This window comes from Lactobacillus kefiranofaciens (genome assembly GCF_014656585.1).
In the GTDB taxonomy this organism is placed as follows: Bacteria; Bacillota; Bacilli; order Lactobacillales; family Lactobacillaceae; genus Lactobacillus; species Lactobacillus kefiranofaciens.
The window spans coordinates 1,389,252-1,406,213 of sequence record NZ_CP061341.1 but is presented as its reverse complement, the minus strand read 5'-3'; the positions used below and the strand labels follow the sequence as shown (position 1 = coordinate 1,406,213).

Here is a 16,962-nt window from a genome sequence, read left to right as displayed (position 1 = left end):
ATAGGAGGCATATATGGGAAAGTTCGTAGTTTTGGATCACCCATTGATTCAACACAAATTGACAATTATTCGTCGCAAGGATACGGGATCAAATGAATTCCGTAGAATCGTTGGTGAAATCGGTGGTTTGATGACTTATGAAATCACCAGAGATTTACCACTCGAAGATGTCGAAATTGAAACACCAATGGGTAAGACGGTTCAAAAAGGAATTGCTGGTAAGAAGTTGACAATTGTGCCAATTTTGCGTGCTGGTATGGGGATGCTGAATGGCGTCCTTGAAATGGTACCATCAGCTAAGATTGCGGTTATTGGTATGTATCGTGATGAAAAGACTTTGAAGCCACATGAATATTTCTTTAAGGCTCCAAAGGACATTGCTGAACGTGAGTGCTTGGTCGTTGATCCAATGCTTGCAACTGGTGGCTCAGCTAATGATGCTATCGCTGCATTGAAAAAGCGTGGCGTTAAGGAAATTAAGCTGGCAGTTTTGGTAGCAGCACCAGAAGGTATTAAGGCTGTCCAAAAGGCTAACCCTGATGTTGATATCTACGCCGCAGCCGAAGATGAAAAATTAATGTCTAATGGCTACATCTTCCCAGGCTTAGGTGATGCAGGGGACAGATTATTTGGTACTAAGTAATCTCTCTTTTTAAGAAAAATTTACTCTAAAATGCGCTTTCATTTTACACAAATAACTTTTTTGGTGTTAAGATGATTTATGTGTTCGAGTTTTATTCAACACGAGAAGGGAGGTCACGAAGTAATGGAGAAATCATTTGTTTTTAAATTCATAGGCTTGGATTTTGATCTTACTGGGATCATTAGTTCAACGCTAATGGCTTTAGCAGTTTTATTTATCTGCATTTGGCTTTCACGGAAAGTTGAAATGAAACCTAATAAAAGACAGAATGTGTTCGAGTATTTACTTGATTTCACTAATGGCATTCTAAAATCTAATGTTAGTGATCCAGATGCGCAGAACCACTTGTCATTATATGCTTTCGTTTTATTCCTATTCATTTGGTTTATGAACCAATTAGGGATGTTTCTTGAAGTTAAAGTGGATGATTGGGTATTTGTAAAATCACCAACTGCTGATCCAGTAGCGACAATGTCGTTTGCAATGATGACCTTGCTTCTATCGTTCACATTTGGTATTCAACGATTTGGCGTAGGCGGATATTTAAAGAATTACACGCAGCCAGTTGGTTTTATGCTCCCAATTAATTTAATTGAAGAGTTTACCAACTTCTTAACCTTATCGTTGCGTCTATATGGGAATATTTATGCTGGTGAAGTTCTGCTAACATTAATCGGTAATGATCTAGCACATGCTGGTGGACCATTTACGTTGATTCTTGCAGCTCCATTAGCCATGATTTGGCAAGGTTTCTCTGTCTTCATTGGCTCTATCCAGGCATATGTTTTCGTAACTTTATCAATGGTTTACATTGGTAGAAAAGTTACTACAGAATAAGTTTTTGGAGGTATAAATTTATGTCACAAGCTTTTCAATATCTTGCTGCAGCCATTGCAGCTGGTTTAGCAGCTTTAGCTGCATCATGGGGTAACGGTAAGGTTATTTCAAAGACTCTTGAAGGTATGGCTCGCCAACCTGAAAGTGCAGGTAATTTAAGATCAACAATGTTTATCGGTGTTGGTTTGATCGAAGCCCTTCCTATCTTGGCTATCGTTGTTGCCTTCTTGATTCTTTTCCTTTAATCAGAAAAAAGTTTTTAACTAAAGGAATTTAAGTATAAAGAGAGAAGGGCAGTAAATGACTATTCAAACATTATTTGCAGCCTCACATCACATTTACCTGGGCAATGCCATTTGGTATTTGATTTGTTTTGCCATCTTGATGCTTCTCATTAAGCACTATGCTTGGGGTCCAGTATCTGATATGATGGAAAAACGGCGGCAAAAAGTTATTAATGACTTGGATTCAGCCGCAAGTGATCGTAAAAAAGCTGAAACGCTTGCTAACGAGCGTGAAGCTGCCTTGAAGAACTCAAGACAAGAAGCAACACAGGTTCTCTCTGAAGCTAAAAACAATGCGCAAAACATAAGTAAAGAAATCGTAGCAAGTGCCAATGATGATGCTGCAGCAATTGTCAAGAAGGCTAATGAAGAAGCCGCTAAAGCTAAATCAGATGCTTTGAATTCTGCACGTGACCAAGTTGCTGATATTTCTGTAGCAATTGCCGAAAAAGTAATTGCTAAGAATTTATCTGCTGAAGACCAAAAAGATTTAGTCGACCAATTTATTAAGGGGTTGGATGATTAATGGCTTTAAGTAGAGAAGAAGTAGCTGCACGCTACGGTGCCGCTTTGTTCGGCTATGCGCAAGATAATAAAGTGCTAGATAACGTTTATGATGAAATGTTGGAATTAAAAAAGGCAGTACTTGCTAATCCACAAATTATCAGCGTTTTAAGTGATCCTATTTTAAGCAGTAAGGATAAAAAGTCGGTTTTAACGGCAGTTGAAAAGGGCTTCTCAGAAGAAGTTCAAGGCTTTTTGAATTTACTACTTGAATATAACCGCTTTGCAGATTTGGTTGATATTATTGATCAATTCGTAGCATTTTATGATGATGAAAAAAAGATTGCATCTGGTACTGCAACTACTGCAGTTAAATTGGATGATGATCAACTACAGCGTTTAGGTGATAGTTTCGCTAAGAAATATAATTTGAATGCTGTGCGTCTTGAGAATAAAGTTGATCCAAGTATTTTAGGCGGCGTGGTTCTTCAAGTGAAGGATCGCGTGATCGATGGTTCAGTTAAAACTAAGCTGAATAAGATCCGCGCGCAAATAATTGATAATAATTAAAAGAGGTGAAACCATTGAGCATTAAAGCGGAAGAAATTAGCTCCTTGATCAAGCAACAACTTGAACATTACGATGATAAGCTCGACATCAACGAAGTCGGTGTTGTAACTTATGTTGGTGATGGTATCGCCCGTGTTCACGGACTTAATAATGCATTAGCCGGTGAGTTGTTAAAATTTGATAACGGATCTTACGGTATTGCCCAAAACCTTGATTCTAATGATGTTGGTATCATTATTTTAGGTCAATTTGACAATATTCGTGAAGGTGACCGTGTTCAAAGAACTGGTCGAATCATGTCAGTTCCTGTAGGTAATTCTTTAATCGGTAGAGTAGTTAACCCATTGGGTCAACCAGTTGACGGTTTAGGTGAAATTAAGGCTGATAAGACTCGTCCTATTGAAGCTAAAGCTCCAGGCGTTATGGACCGTCAATCAGTTAAGCAACCACTTCAAACTGGTATTAAGGCTATCGATGCCTTAGTTCCAATTGGTCGTGGACAGCGTGAATTGATTATCGGTGACCGTAAAACTGGTAAAACTAGTTTGGCTATTGATACCATTCTTAACCAAAAGGGACAAGGCGTAATTTGTATTTACGTTGCTATTGGTCAAAAGGAATCAACCGTTAGAACTCAAGTAGAAACTTTAAAGCGCTTTGGCGCGATGGATTATACCATTGTTGTTGAAGCGGGCCCAAGTGAACCAGCACCAATGCTTTACATTGCACCATATGCTGGTACCGCTATGGGTGAGGAATTTATGTACAATGGCAAGGACGTATTAATCGTATTCGATGACCTATCCAAACAAGCTGTCGCTTACCGCGAACTTTCCTTGTTGCTTCGTCGTCCGCCTGGTCGTGAAGCCTACCCTGGTGACGTCTTTTACTTACACTCACGTTTACTTGAACGTAGTGCTAAGTTGAGTGACAAACTTGGTGGTGGGTCATTGACTGCTTTGCCAATCATTCAAACTGAAGCCGGCGACATTTCTGCATATATTCCAACTAACGTAATTTCCATTACTGATGGTCAGATTTTCTTGCAGAGTGATTTGTTCTTTGCTGGTACTCGTCCAGCTATCGATGCTGGTAACTCAGTTTCTCGTGTTGGTGGTAATGCGCAGATTAAAGCAATGAAGAAAGTTGCTGGTACTTTACGTACTGATCTTGCAGCTTACCGTGAACTTGAAAGTTTCGCTCAATTTGGTAGTGATCTTGATCAAGCTACCCAAGCTAAACTGAACAGAGGTCAAAGAACGGTTGAAGTTTTGAAGCAACCACTTCATGACCCAATTCCTGTTGAAAAACAAGTGTTGATTCTTTATGCTTTGACTCACGGCTATCTTGACTCAGTTCCAGTTGAAGATATTAGTCGTTTTGAAAGTGAATTATTTGATAACTTTGACAGTAGTCATGCTGATTTACTGAAGACTATTCGTGAGACTGGTAAGTTGCCAGATGACAAGAAGTTGTCAGCAGTTGTTGAGGAATTCAGTGAGAGCTTTACACCAAGTGAGAAATAGGAGGTAGAATATATGCCTGCATCTTTACTTGAGTTAAAGAAAAAAATTGCTTCAGTTAAACAAACTGGTAAGATCACCGAAGCCATGCACATGGTTTCGGCATCAAAGTTGAATCAAACAGAAGGTCATGATAAAGGTTATACAGTATATAATGATCATATTCGTCAGACTATTTCTCGTTTGATTAGTTCTCAAGTTGTTGATAGTTTACGTGAACAAGATATTGCGATCGATAAAAACAACATTGCCAAAATCGATTATACTGATGTTTTTGGCTTGGGAATTACAGCTGATATGATTCAGCCTCGCAAGGATATTAAAACTACTGGTTTCTTAGTAATCAGTGGGGATCGTGGTCTTGTAGGTTCTTATAACAGTAATGTAATCAAGAATATGATGAGTATCTTTGAGGACGAACGTGCTCAAGGACACGAGATCAAAGTTCTTGCTGTTGGTTCAGTAGGTGCTCAATTCTTTAAGAAGAACAACATTAATGTTGTTTACGAAAAGGATGGAGTTTCTGATGTACCAACTTTCGATGAATCTTTACCAATCGTTTCAACCGCGATTAAGATGTTTTTAAATGGTGTTTATGACCAACTTTACGTATGTTATACTCACCACGTTAACTCATTATCATCTGCTTTTCGTGTTGAAAAGATGTTGCCAATCGTCGATTTAGACATTGGCGTTAAAGAAGCTGAAGCTCATAAAGAATTAGAATATGATATCGAACCAGATGCTAACAGTGTATTGATGAAGTTGCTGCCACAATATGCACGTTCAACTATTTATGGTGCCATCTTGGATGCCAAGACTGCTGAACATGCTAGTTCAATGACAGCAATGCAGAGTGCGACTGATAATGCAAATGATTTGGTCTCAAATTTAACTACAAAAATGAATCGTGCTAGACAGGCACAAATTACTACTGAAATTACTGAAATTATCAGTGGTGCTAATGCCTTAGAGTAAAAAAGAAAAGGAGGTAGATGTTTTGAGTGAAGGTGAAATCGTTCAAGTAATCGGACCAGTTGTCGATGTAAAATTCCCAATTGATAAGAGTTTACCTGATATTAACAATGCTTTGCGTGTAATCAAATCCAAGGATGATAGCATTGTCCTTGAAGTTACGCTTGAGCTTGGTGATGGTGTCTTAAGAACGATTGCCATGGAATCTACCGATGGTCTTCGTCGTGGAATGAAGGTCGAAGACACTGGCGGCCCAATTTCAGTTCCTGTTGGTGAAGACACTTTAGGACGTGTATTTAACGTATTAGGTCAACCGATCGATGGTGGTCCAGAATTTCCTAAAGACCATCCACGTGAAGGTATTCATAAAGATGCACCTAAGTACGCAGACTTAACTACCAGTCGTGAGATTCTTGAAACAGGTATTAAAGTTATTGACTTGCTTGAACCATACGTACGTGGTGGTAAAGTTGGTTTGTTCGGTGGTGCCGGTGTTGGTAAGACTACTATCATTCAGGAATTAATTCATAACATCGCTCAAGAACACGGTGGTATTTCCGTATTTACTGGTGTTGGTGAAAGAACCCGTGAAGGTAATGACCTTTACTTTGAAATGAAAGCTTCAGGCGTTTTAAGTAAGACGGCCATGGTATTTGGTCAGATGAACGAGCCGCCTGGTGCCAGAATGCGTGTTGCTTTAACTGGATTGACGCTTGCTGAATACTTTAGAGATGTTGAAGGTCAAGACGTTTTGCTCTTTATCGACAATATCTTCCGGTTTACTCAGGCTGGTTCAGAAGTTTCCGCTTTGCTTGGTCGTATGCCTAGTGCCGTTGGTTATCAGCCAACTTTGGCAACAGAAATGGGTCAATTGGAGGAAAGAATTACTTCTACTAAGAAGGGTTCAATTACTTCAATTCAAGCTGTTTATGTTCCTGCCGATGACTATACTGACCCAGCTCCAGCTACAACATTCGCACACTTGGATGCTACTACCAACTTGGAACGTAGCTTAGTTGAACAAGGTATTTATCCAGCCGTTGATCCACTAGAATCTTCATCAAGTGCTCTTGACCCAGAAGTTGTTGGTAGGGAACACTATGAAGTTGCTACTCGGGTACAGCATGTATTGCAACGTTACCACGAATTACAGGATATTATTTCTGTTTTGGGTATGGATGAATTGTCAGATGAAGAAAAATTGATTGTTGCTCGTGCACGTAAAGTTCAATTCTTCTTATCACAAAACTTCTTCGTTGCAGAACAATTTACTGGCGTGCCAGGTTCATATGTACCAATTAAAGAAACTATCAAGGGCTTCAAACTTATTTTGGATGGACACCTTGATGATTTACCAGAAGATGCATTCCGTGGCGTTGGTCCTATTGAAGATGTTTTGCAAAAAGCACAAAAGATGGGAGTCACTCCAAGTGATCCAGAAGCAAAAGCATTGCTAGAAAAGTAGGGTGATGTCAAATGGCAGATCCAGAGAAACTTTTTGCAGATCCAGAGAAACTTTTTAAAGTAGATGTTGTAACTCCAAACGGAATGATTTATTCCCACCGTGGAAGCATCGTTGATGTCCGTGCTATTGATGGTGAGCGTTCAATTTTGTACAATCACGTACCGTTATTAACGCCTCTTGTCATTAGTGAAGTGAAGGTTAAGCGTAGTCGTGAGATGAATTCAAGAATTGATCATATCGCTATTAGTGGCGGTTATATTGAGTTCTCGGATAACGTAGCTACGATTATCGCTGATAGTGCGGAACGTGCTAGAAATATTGATGTTTCTCGTGCTCAAGCCGCTAAGGAAAGAGCCGAAAAACGTTTGAAAGAAGCACGTGAAAAACATGATGAACGTACTGAGAAACGTGCTGCAGTTGCTTTAAGACGGGCACTTAACAGAATCAGTGTTTACAACACTAGAGGACACTAACATAATGAGAAGACGGATGCAAAATCTGCATCCGTCTTTTTTTAATTTAACAAGGAAAAGATATGTTTCAATTAGGCGTTCACGCTATTATTAGTATTATTATTTATCTAATTGCTATTGGTTTTTCATTTCAGGCAATGAAGGCTGTTCAATTAGAAAAAATTATTCGTAAAGGACATGTTTTTGAGACACAATTACTGTATTTATTCTTAGCTATTGCATTAGGATTTTTGGTTGGTAATTTTGTGATTACTTTTATCGATACTTCAATGCAATTAAGTAATTTGTTTTAAAGATTGTTTTAAAACAAGATCAGTAAAGGAAACTCAAGGTTATTTATGGTAAAATGGACCATGAATAATTATGGAGGGCTATTGTTGTGGCACGAGATATAGGAATTGATTTAGGAACAGCTAATGTACTAATCAATGTCTCTGGTAAAGGTATTGTATTAAATGAACCTTCTGTTGTTGCTGTAAATACTAATACTAACAAGGTAGTTGCAGTTGGTTCAGAAGCCTATGAGATGGTTGGTAGAACTCCAGGTAATATTCGGGTGATTCGTCCATTGAAGAATGGAGTAATTGCAGATTTTGATATTACCGAGGAAATGCTGTCATACTTTATTGAAAAATTAAACGTTAAAGGCTTTATGTCTAAGCCTAATATTCTGATTTGTGCTCCTACTGGAGTTACGTCGATTGAGCAAAAGGCAATTATTCAGGCCGCTGAAAAATCAGGGGGCGGCAAGGTTTATCTTGATTTTGAACCTAAGGTAGCTGCAGTTGGTGCAGGCCTAGATATTTTTAAGCCGCAAGGCAATATGGTAATTGATATCGGTGGTGGTACGACCGATGTTGCAGTTTTATCAATGGGCGAGATTGTTACTTCACGTTCACTGCGTTATGCCGGTGATCGGATGAACCAAGCCGTAATTAGTTACATCAAGAATAAGCATAATCTACTGATTGGTTCAAGAACTGCTGAACAAATTAAAATTGAAATTGGTAGTGCGTTTGAGCCTGATGAGAATCAAGAGATTACAGTTCGCGGTCGTGATGTAGTTGATGGTTTGCCTAAACAGACGACAGTTACCGCACCTGAGATTCAGTCAGCCTTGCACAGTGGTTTAATGTCAATCATTGCTGCTGCCAAGGAGGTCTTAGAGACTACCCCACCTGAGCTTTCAGCTGATATCATTGATCGTGGTATTATGTTAACGGGTGGTGGAGCACTGCTTAAGAATATTGATAAGTTGATTTCCTATTATTTGCAGGTTCCAGTATTAACAGCTGATCATCCTTTGGAAGCTGTTGCTTTAGGTACTGGTACGTTGCTTAAGAATATTGAAAAACATCAACGACACTAAGTAAGGAGAAAAATACTTGCGTAAAATTTTGATTTTTATTGTAAAAATCTATCAAACGCTGATTTCACCTCTTTTTCCACCTAGTTGCAGGTATTATCCTACATGCTCTAATTACATGATCGATGCCTTAAAAAAACATGGTCCAATTTTAGGGTTAATTATGGGGATTTGTCGTATACTAAGATGTAACCCATTTATTCGAGGTGGGGTGGACCCAGTTCCTGATAATTTTACTATTTTTCGAAATCCACATCCGGAGAGATATGAAGACGAGATTATTGCTTCAAAGTTTCATCCGGAAAGCAAGTAGGAGGATTTATGTCTAAAAAGTTAGAAAATATTGATATTGAAGTTAATGAACTTAAAGGTAAGAGTTTGCCAACTTGGGAAGTTGTTATTCCTAACAAGAAGTCCATTGGTTTAATTGAAAAAGGTGAAGGTCGTTATCGTGCTACCACTTCTAAGACTAGCAATGTTTTATTTGCTAATAGTCTTGAAAGTAGTATTAATGATTTGCTTTCATACTTCACATTACATGAAAAGTAATATTTAAGTAGTGATTATTTAATGGCAAAAGTTGAAAATAAAACAAGTCTGATGGACCGATTGGCCTGGAATATCATTATTCCTGTGGTTATCCTGGCTCTGATCAGCCTGTATTGTATTTATGTAGCTGCTTTGGGAGATCCAAATCATATTGGTTCGCCAGTTAGAGCAGTACTAATGCAGGGAGTCTGGTATCTAATTTCAGCTGTAATTGTCATCGTAGTGATGCAATTTGATGCTGAACAGCTATTTAAGATTGCACCCATATTTTTTGGTATTGGGATATTTTTACTGATTGCGGTTTTATTCTTATATAATCGTAGTGTAGCAGCTGATACTGGTGCTAAGAGTTGGTTTAAATTAGGACCAGTTACCTTTCAGCCATCAGAATTAATGAAACCTGCCTTCATCTTAATGTTGGCGCGTGTAGTTAAAGACCATAATGACAAGTACGGTCATACCATTAAAACTGATTGGTTATTGCTAGGTAAGATCATTGCTTGGCTAGCTCCAGTTGCAGTTTTGCTAAAATTGCAAAATGATTTCGGTACTATGCTAGTTTTCATTGCTATCGTTGGTGGCGTAGTTTTAGTATCGGGCATCTCGTGGAAAATTATTATTCCGTTGTACGGTATTGTTATTGTAGGTGCAGTTGCTGTTATTTTGTTAGTAGTAACGCCCGGTGGACAAGCTTTCTTAGGACACTTTTTCCAAGCCTATCAGTTTGAGAGAATTAAGTCTTGGCTTGACCCATCTGGAGATACTTCATCCGGTGCCTATCAATTATGGCAGAGTATGAAGGCCATTGGCTCTGGTCAGATTTTTGGTAATGGCTTTGGCAAGGCCAGTGTTTATGTACCCGTTCGTGGTTCAGACATGGTTTTCTCAGTAATTGGTGAGAATTTTGGTTTTGTCGGTTGTGTAGCCTTGATTTTGGTTTATTTGTACTTAATTATTCAAATGGTCAAGATCTCATTTGATACTAGAAATATTTTTTATTCATATATTTCTACTGGCGTAATTATGATGATTTTATTCCATGTTTTTGAAAATATTGGGATGAACATTGATTTATTGCCACTAACCGGTATTCCTTTACCGTTTGTTTCCCAAGGTGGTTCTGCATTATTAGGGAATATGATCGGTATTGGATTAATCTTATCCATGAAGTTTCATAACCGTGACTACATGTTTAGTACGGCTGGCGATTTTTAAAATTGAATATAAAATTGAATATAATAAAAAGTATTTAAACATAGCATTGTTTGATACTTTTTTATTTTACTTTTTAAATTGGGTGTAGAATGGAATTATTGTAGAATTTGATGGAGGATAATATGAAAAAGAAAGCGATTATAGGTATAGTCATTGGAATCGTCGTGATTGTGGGTTGTGTTTTTCTGATTTTTAATAGAAATCAAAAAGCTACAGTGAAACAGGGTTCACATCAAAGTGCAATGGGATTAACGATCAAGAAAAATAAGAGAAATACAAGAAGCCGAAATAATCAAAATAGTCAGCCCAATATTCAAAAGACTACTGAAAATAATGATCAGTATTCAATCGATGAATGGATGCTGATGGGATATATGGCTTATGCCCATGATAATTACGTTCAAAGTCGCCATATAAAAAATAATGCTGAATTAGTTGATGATATTAGTGAAGATCTGAATAATGGTGATTTGAGTGCTAAGCGAAATTCAAGTAATACATATACTTTGACTAATAAGTTCGGCAGTGTTGATGTTGAAGTTGAAAAAGATGACGTCAAGGTTACTAATGATGGTGAAACGATTAATGCCAAGTCTGAGTTGAAAGAAAAATTCGGTGCATATGCTGATAAGATTAAGGCAATGATTAAGAATATCTCACAAGGTAGTCATGTAACTGATAATGAAAAGAGTTCATCAGCAACCAAAAGTAAGATCCCTCAATTTTCAATTAAGCAATTAGCAATTTTTGCCGGTTTTGCCCGTGGGGATAAAGAATGGGTAAGAGATTGTATTAAAAAGAGTAATAAATTAGATCCAACAAATTTAACGGGGACAATGTGTGTAGGATATAATTCCAAAAAGACAGCATATTATATAGATGGACATGGTGATCCAACAACTATTGTAGAATTCAAACGAGAAGGAGATATTTTAATAACTAAGCATAATGATCTGACGGGTCAAAGTGTAGGAAATTCGCCAATGATCACTAAGCGTATTCCGTTAACGAAATTGGTAGAAAAGTATTATTCAACTGATGATGAAAAAGCCGAAGTTGATAATTTAGCTAATAGATTACTAACGCAACAACAATATGATGCCAAGCTTAAGGCAGCATCTAATAAATAAGAAAGTTAAAACAAAATGGATAATTTTTGCCCTAATTGTGGTAAGCCACTTGAGCCAAATTCCAAATTTTGTCCTTATTGTGGGCAAAGGCTAGAGAATGAGTTAAGTATTAATTCTGGTGATAGTGATGTTAAGCTCAAGTCGCGTCAAGGTATTAAAAAAAGCGGAATCATTATTTTATTTCTCCTATTATTTATAGTTGGTGCTGGGGCAGTAGGCTTTTACATTTATCATAATAAACAACAAAATATTGCTGCAGTTAATAAAATGCCTAAAAAAGATTTAGCAGGATTAAGTATAGTCTATGCGCATAATCATTATAAGAATCTAGCTTGGGATAAAACTTACAATGAAGCACTTAAAGGCAACATGGTGGTTCAGCGTACCAAACAAATTGATATAAATGGAGCTACTATAACAGCTAAGGGAAATAGCTATATTTATGTGATCAATAATCGAGTAGTTTTTACTACTGATAAAAATAAGAAGAATAGTGACTCTAAATTGGTACTTTCAGACGGCAAGAGAACTTTGGGTCAAGTGAATACAATTTAAGCATATAATGAAATCAAAAAGAATAATCTAAAGCAACTAAACAAGATAAATCGTATAAGGCAAGTACCAGCAGTTCCTGTACGAAAGTTAGCTATTATGGCAGCGCTTAGTCATGCAAAAAGCAATGATCTTGAAGAAAGTATAGATTTGAACTTAAAAGATCATTCAACGGATTTATATAATGGTGGTGAATATTATCGCTTACAATTAGGTGCTGATGGTGGTAGTGCGACTGAATTTAAAATAGATGGAGATATGGTAACTGTTAAATATCTTGATTTAGATAAGGCTGCAGATGAAGCGGATGCGCCAACAAAGAAGATACGAATACAACTTCAAGACTTATTAGAGGAATATTATCAAACTAATGAGCAAAAAGAATACGTCGACAAATTAGCAAGCAAGTTAACACCAGATAAATCAATAAGATAAAAGAAAAGATAGGAGTAGAACTCCTATCTTTCTTTATTTTAAAATACCTAATTTTTCTTTCAACAATAGAACCCTTCTAACAGAGCGATCAATTTGCTTTTTACTGATCGATCCATTCTGAACTGCACGTTTAATGATGGAAATACCTGTTTGATAATTGCCACCAAGTAACATATCATTACCAGCCTTTAGTGCTAAAAGATCAGCATTAGTATGATGTTCTTTGGCATAATCAGTAATAGCCCCCATTTGTAGATCATCGGTAATGATTAAACCATTGTATTTTAACTTGTAGCGTAGCAATTTATGTACGGCTGGGGAGAGGGATGCTGGTAAATTGGAATCAAGATTCTTAATTACGATATGTGAGACCATAATTCCATCTGCTCCTGCTTTAATGCCAGCTTTAAACGGTAACAAATCTTCATTTTCGTAGTTAGTCCAAGGCTTGTTGATTTGAGCAAAACCGGTATGAGTATCACCTGCATCACCATAACCTGGGAAATGTTTCAAACAACTAGCTACTTTTTGACTCTGGATCGCCTTTACTGCAACAGGAATATATTTAGCAGTTATCTCATAATTTTGACCTAAAGTTCGATTGTAGATAAAGCTATTTTTATTCTTGGCAACGTCAGCCACAGGTGCGAAGTTCATGTTAATTCCGTTTTGGTGGAGAATATGCGCCACTTTACTGTTTTCTTTTTGAATTCCTTGTAGACCATGTGAGTTGTAAACTTCTTGTGGGCTAGGATACTTTCTAGAAGAAATCTTAGGATTGCTGTCAATTCGGGTGACCGTACCGCCTTCTTGATCAGTTGCAATTAACAAGCCGTGATTACTCGATGATTGGTATTCTCTCATTTCCTGGGTAAATTGCACCTTTGATCTATTTTTAAAATCAGGTGCGAAAAGCGTTGTGCCGCCTAAATGATACTTATTAACATCGCGCTTCATCTGCGAAAAATTGCCAGTACTATGAGCAAAATATAATTGACCGATTTTTTCATCTAGCGTCATTTTACTCATAATCTGTTTAATTCGATCTGTTTTTTTAGTTTTCTTCTTTGGCTTAGCCACTTGACTGGTTTTATTAGAAGACTTAGACACCTTTTTGGCCTCATGACTACATCCAGTAACTAATAATATTGCACTTGCTAATGTAATAAAAAATAATGTTTTCTTTTTCATTTGTTCCTTCCTCGTATTACAATCTTTAGTTTATCGCATGTCGGTTTTTAGTGAAATGAAATTTAAAAATATATTGCTTTTTTGAAACTTAAGGACTAGGATAAAAGTGTTCAAACAAAAGCTAAATACTAATTTTTAAGTTAGAGAAAACTCAACCTACGCTTTTAATGATTATTAGGTGAGCACTGAAGTTTTCTTCTTTCAGTGTTTTTTCTATGTCTTAAAATAGATTAATGACTCTCTATCTGTTTGCATTTGGCTTTCTAATGTGTATAGAAGGGAGTTTTTTGATGCGTAAATTGGAACAAATGAAGTTTATTTGGATACTTGTTTTAACCCAGGTTGAAGATGCTTTGGAAAAACAGACAAAATTTCATTGTTTGTACATTAAATAATGAAGTGGGTAGTGGTAAAATTTTACAAAATTTAAATCTTTTTAGAAAAACTTTAAATATATTGTTTTTTTATAAAGGTTTTTAGCTTAGAATAGAATAGTGTTTAGACATAGATACATGGAGGAATTTAAGATGAAGACATGTCCAAATTGTGGTTCTAAAATGGAACCAAGTGTTAATTTTTGTACTAATTGTGGTGCAGATCTTAGAAATGTACCATTAGATTCAGAAGAACATAGTGTACAAGCAAGTGAGCCTAAAATGACTCGGGTTGGTAACAGAAAAGAAACTTCTGAGCCAAAAGACTCATCAAATAATAATCGCGAAGGTAGAGCTACAGTAAATTCTCGCTCGGTTCAAAGTACTCAAGAAAATACTTCAAGTCAGCAAAGTAATTATCAACAGCCGCGTCCGCAATCTCAAGTAGGGCGTCAATTTACTCAGGCTGTACAGAACTTTGATGCACATAATATGTGGCAATGGTTCGTAAATTCCTGGAAACATCCATTTTCCGATCAACAAAGTGAAAGATGGTATGGTTGGATTACGTTAATTGTCGAAGATCTATTAATAGGATTAGGTTTATTTATTGGAGAACAAAGAGCTGCAGGTGCTGCTGATTCAATGCTTGGTGGTACTAATATTATGAATTCCTCAGCTGGCTTTACTTTTGGTACTGCAATTGAAGTTGCATTCTTTCTTGCCTTAACTGAAGCGGCATGGATTTTAGCAGCTTATCTTGCTTATAAGGTGATTTATGGCAAGAGTAGGGACTTCTTAGACTTAACAAATCATGTTGTTCAAACAAGTAATTTGTCAGCTATTTTTATTGTAGTTTATTTTGTTTTTATGTTGCTAATGGGTCCAGCAGGTGTTGCTTTTTCAGCAGTAATGCTATGGTTATCTATCCTTTTCTTCTCAATGGCATTAACTGTCGTTGTCTTAGGTCATCAAAATCCTGTTCATGACAAATTCTATGGTTACGTTTTGTTTATTGCATTGCAGTTTATCACTGGATTAATTTTATTCTTAATTATTGGTGGAACTGTTATGGGACAAATTGGATCCTCTATTCCAGGGTTGTAATGATTAGGTGTAAAAATGGAAAATAAAAAACATTTTTGTCCAAATTGTGGCACCGAATTAAAAGAAGCCGCTGCGTTTTGTCTCAACTGTGGGTACAGGTTTAATAAACAGCCTCAGAAGAAACAAGAGAGCCAAAAGAAGGATTCAGTTCATTCTGACGAAAAGAAAAAAGATAAACCAGTTTCTGATAAAAAGGCAGAACCAATTGAGAAGAATGGCGCTTCAGCTGAAAAGCCTAAGAGTTCAACATCTCATCCTAAAGTGCAGATCTTTTGTCCCAACTGTGGACATCCATTAAAGCAGGGAGCAACTTTTTGTAATAACTGTGGGTATAATTTAGTTACCAAACAAATGCCTAAGTCTCAACCTCAGGCAACTCGTCAACAAGTAGCTACACCGCAAGTGACACAAAAAGTACGTAAGCCAATGAAGCCTCTTACTAAGGTTTTATTGTCATTATTAGGAGTTTTAGTAGTAGCATTCATCGCATTTTATGCATGGGGTACGCAACATTACAGCAAGAATAATCAGATCGAGTGGATTACTTCGAGCTTAAGAGATCCTAATAAAGGCATGGCTCAATATATTACTGCTGATACGCCTTCAATGAAGGTAACTGATGATACGGTTAGACCTTTGCAAAATTATTATAAAGATCATCAAACGGCTGTTACTAAAATGGCGCAGAAACTTAAGGAAGATATCGATCCTAATGATCAAATTTCTTTGGTTAAGAATGGACATTATTTGTTGATCTTCCCTAAGTATCAGTTACAAGTAAAAACTTTCCAACCACAAGTAGAAACTAATCATGGTAATTCTGAAGTTTCTATGAATGGTAAAAATATTGGTAAGTTGAGCAGCGATGATGGAAAGTATGCTAAGAAATTGCAATTAGTATTTCCCGGTAAATACCATTTTACTGTTAAATCACAAGTTGCTGGTAGAACCTTAACTGCTACCTCTACTACTAATATTTGGGCTAATAAGACTTTAAATATGGACATTAAGACTCAAACTTTCAGTGTAAAGAGCGTACCAAATGGTGAAGTCTATATTAATGATAAAAAAGTTGGTACTTTGGATAAAGACGGTGAAATAACATTTAAGTCATATCCTATTACTCGTAATATGGAATTGTATGTACTTTACAATGGCGTTAAGTCCGAACCAGTTACTGACATGGCAGATTCATTTGGTGACTTTACCGATGAAAGTGATGACGACGATGACTATACTGATGATGCTAGCGATGACGGTAGTGCAGATGTTACTCAACAAAATGGTAGTTATGTTGTACAGCCAAAATGGAAAGGTCTCATTGCTAAAGATGATGCAGAAAGTCTTTTAGATGATAACTTCCATGATCCTGATGATGATGCATTTGTTAATGGTTCTGATAATAAGTGGTATGGTCAGATTAAACAACAAAATGATCGTTGGGATAAGGATGATAGTATGGATAGCTATGATACAGAAGCATCAGTTGAATCAGTTTATCCAGCTAAGAGCAATCAAAGCAAAGTTAACTACAGAGTAACCTATACCTTTGAATATGATGATCATACTAAGAAAGAAATTGTAGAATACACGGGTGCCGTTTTACAAAAAGATGGCGATAAGTATATCATTAAAACTATTGGTGATGGTAAGCTGATTAGCTCTCATGATGAAGATAATTAGTATTGATTGAATATCAAGAATACTGTTAAGTCAATTCCGATTTAACAGTATTTTTTCTGCTATAATTTATGGTATAAGTGATACGA

Annotated in this window: 20 protein-coding genes; 19 read left to right on the top strand and 1 reads right to left on the bottom strand. The window is 36.8% G+C overall.

Annotated features, from left to right (window positions below; genetic code table 11):
* The first annotated feature begins 13 nt into the window (after positions 1-13).
* The 17 genes from upp (at position 14) to ICI50_RS06880 (ending at position 12,521) form a co-directional block, all read left to right on the top strand.
* The gene (upp, locus tag ICI50_RS06960; RefSeq protein WP_013854388.1) at positions 14-643 is read left to right on the top strand and encodes a uracil phosphoribosyltransferase; all 630 of its coding nucleotides are present in this window, start codon (positions 14-16) and stop codon (positions 641-643) included.
* Between the two features lie 123 nt (positions 644-766).
* Positions 767-1,480, top strand: a complete 714-nt coding sequence (gene atpB / locus ICI50_RS06955; protein ID WP_013854387.1) for a F0F1 ATP synthase subunit A — start codon at positions 767-769, stop codon at positions 1,478-1,480.
* A gap of 20 nt (positions 1,481-1,500) precedes the next feature.
* Positions 1,501-1,725, top strand: coding sequence for a F0F1 ATP synthase subunit C (atpE, locus tag ICI50_RS06950; protein ID WP_013854386.1), 225 nt, complete (start codon positions 1,501-1,503; stop codon positions 1,723-1,725).
* A 55-nt stretch (positions 1,726-1,780) separates the two neighbouring features.
* A complete protein-coding gene (gene atpF, locus ICI50_RS06945; RefSeq protein WP_013854385.1) occupies positions 1,781-2,290 on the top strand; it encodes a F0F1 ATP synthase subunit B in 510 nt (169 codons plus the stop codon).
* Positions 2,290-2,838, top strand: a complete 549-nt coding sequence (locus ICI50_RS06940) for a F0F1 ATP synthase subunit delta (protein WP_013854384.1) — start codon at positions 2,290-2,292, stop codon at positions 2,836-2,838. Before atpF ends, ICI50_RS06940 begins: the two co-directional genes overlap by 1 nt.
* A gap of 14 nt (positions 2,839-2,852) precedes the next feature.
* Positions 2,853-4,364, top strand: a complete 1,512-nt coding sequence (gene atpA, locus ICI50_RS06935) for a F0F1 ATP synthase subunit alpha (protein WP_013854383.1) — start codon at positions 2,853-2,855, stop codon at positions 4,362-4,364.
* Positions 4,365-4,376: 12 nt separating this feature from the next.
* The gene (locus ICI50_RS06930; protein ID WP_013854382.1) at positions 4,377-5,339 is read left to right on the top strand and encodes a F0F1 ATP synthase subunit gamma; all 963 of its coding nucleotides are present in this window, start codon (positions 4,377-4,379) and stop codon (positions 5,337-5,339) included.
* A 22-nt stretch (positions 5,340-5,361) separates the two neighbouring features.
* On the top strand, positions 5,362-6,801 hold the full coding sequence (gene atpD / locus ICI50_RS06925) for a F0F1 ATP synthase subunit beta (protein WP_054640167.1): 1,440 nt from the start codon (positions 5,362-5,364) through the stop codon (positions 6,799-6,801).
* A gap of 11 nt (positions 6,802-6,812) precedes the next feature.
* Positions 6,813-7,274, top strand: a complete 462-nt coding sequence (locus tag ICI50_RS06920; protein ID WP_013854380.1) for a F0F1 ATP synthase subunit epsilon — start codon at positions 6,813-6,815, stop codon at positions 7,272-7,274.
* 62 nt (positions 7,275-7,336) lie between these two features.
* Entirely contained in the window at positions 7,337-7,567 is a 231-nt protein-coding gene (locus tag ICI50_RS06915; RefSeq protein WP_025084079.1) for a DUF1146 family protein, read from the top strand.
* Positions 7,568-7,653: 86 nt separating this feature from the next.
* Positions 7,654-8,643, top strand: coding sequence for a rod shape-determining protein (gene mreB, locus ICI50_RS06910; RefSeq protein WP_054640168.1), 990 nt, complete (start codon positions 7,654-7,656; stop codon positions 8,641-8,643).
* A gap of 16 nt (positions 8,644-8,659) precedes the next feature.
* Positions 8,660-8,953: a membrane protein insertion efficiency factor YidD gene (gene yidD, locus ICI50_RS06905; protein WP_025084080.1), complete on the top strand. Its 294-nt coding sequence runs from the start codon at positions 8,660-8,662 to the stop codon at positions 8,951-8,953.
* A gap of 8 nt (positions 8,954-8,961) precedes the next feature.
* Entirely contained in the window at positions 8,962-9,189 is a 228-nt protein-coding gene (locus ICI50_RS06900) for a DUF2969 domain-containing protein (protein WP_013854377.1), read from the top strand.
* A gap of 21 nt (positions 9,190-9,210) precedes the next feature.
* The gene (locus ICI50_RS06895) at positions 9,211-10,404 is read left to right on the top strand and encodes an FtsW/RodA/SpoVE family cell cycle protein (RefSeq protein ID WP_013854376.1); all 1,194 of its coding nucleotides are present in this window, start codon (positions 9,211-9,213) and stop codon (positions 10,402-10,404) included.
* 122 nt (positions 10,405-10,526) lie between these two features.
* On the top strand, positions 10,527-11,534 hold the full coding sequence (locus ICI50_RS06890; protein ID WP_188891398.1) for an Lreu_0056 family protein: 1,008 nt from the start codon (positions 10,527-10,529) through the stop codon (positions 11,532-11,534).
* 15 nt (positions 11,535-11,549) lie between these two features.
* Positions 11,550-12,089 (top strand): zinc ribbon domain-containing protein, encoded by a 540-nt coding sequence (locus tag ICI50_RS06885; RefSeq protein ID WP_188891397.1) that lies wholly within the window; start codon positions 11,550-11,552, stop codon positions 12,087-12,089.
* A 96-nt stretch (positions 12,090-12,185) separates the two neighbouring features.
* Positions 12,186-12,521: an Lreu_0056 family protein gene (locus tag ICI50_RS06880; RefSeq protein ID WP_188891395.1), complete on the top strand. Its 336-nt coding sequence runs from the start codon at positions 12,186-12,188 to the stop codon at positions 12,519-12,521.
* A 33-nt stretch (positions 12,522-12,554) separates the two neighbouring features.
* Here ICI50_RS06880 and ICI50_RS06875 read toward each other — a convergent pair whose 3' ends face one another.
* Positions 12,555-13,712, bottom strand: coding sequence for a glycoside hydrolase family 3 protein (locus ICI50_RS06875; protein ID WP_188891393.1), 1,158 nt, complete (start codon positions 13,710-13,712; stop codon positions 12,555-12,557).
* 527 nt (positions 13,713-14,239) lie between these two features.
* On the opposite strand from ICI50_RS06875, the gene ICI50_RS06870 reads away from it, so the two are divergent.
* Together ICI50_RS06870 and ICI50_RS06865 are read left to right on the top strand one after the other, a co-directional pair.
* Positions 14,240-15,193: a DUF6574 domain-containing protein gene (locus tag ICI50_RS06870; protein WP_180707412.1), complete on the top strand. Its 954-nt coding sequence runs from the start codon at positions 14,240-14,242 to the stop codon at positions 15,191-15,193.
* 15 nt (positions 15,194-15,208) lie between these two features.
* Positions 15,209-16,876, top strand: a complete 1,668-nt coding sequence (locus ICI50_RS06865) for a zinc-ribbon domain-containing protein (RefSeq protein WP_095342062.1) — start codon at positions 15,209-15,211, stop codon at positions 16,874-16,876.
* The last annotated feature ends 86 nt before the right edge of the window (positions 16,877-16,962 follow it).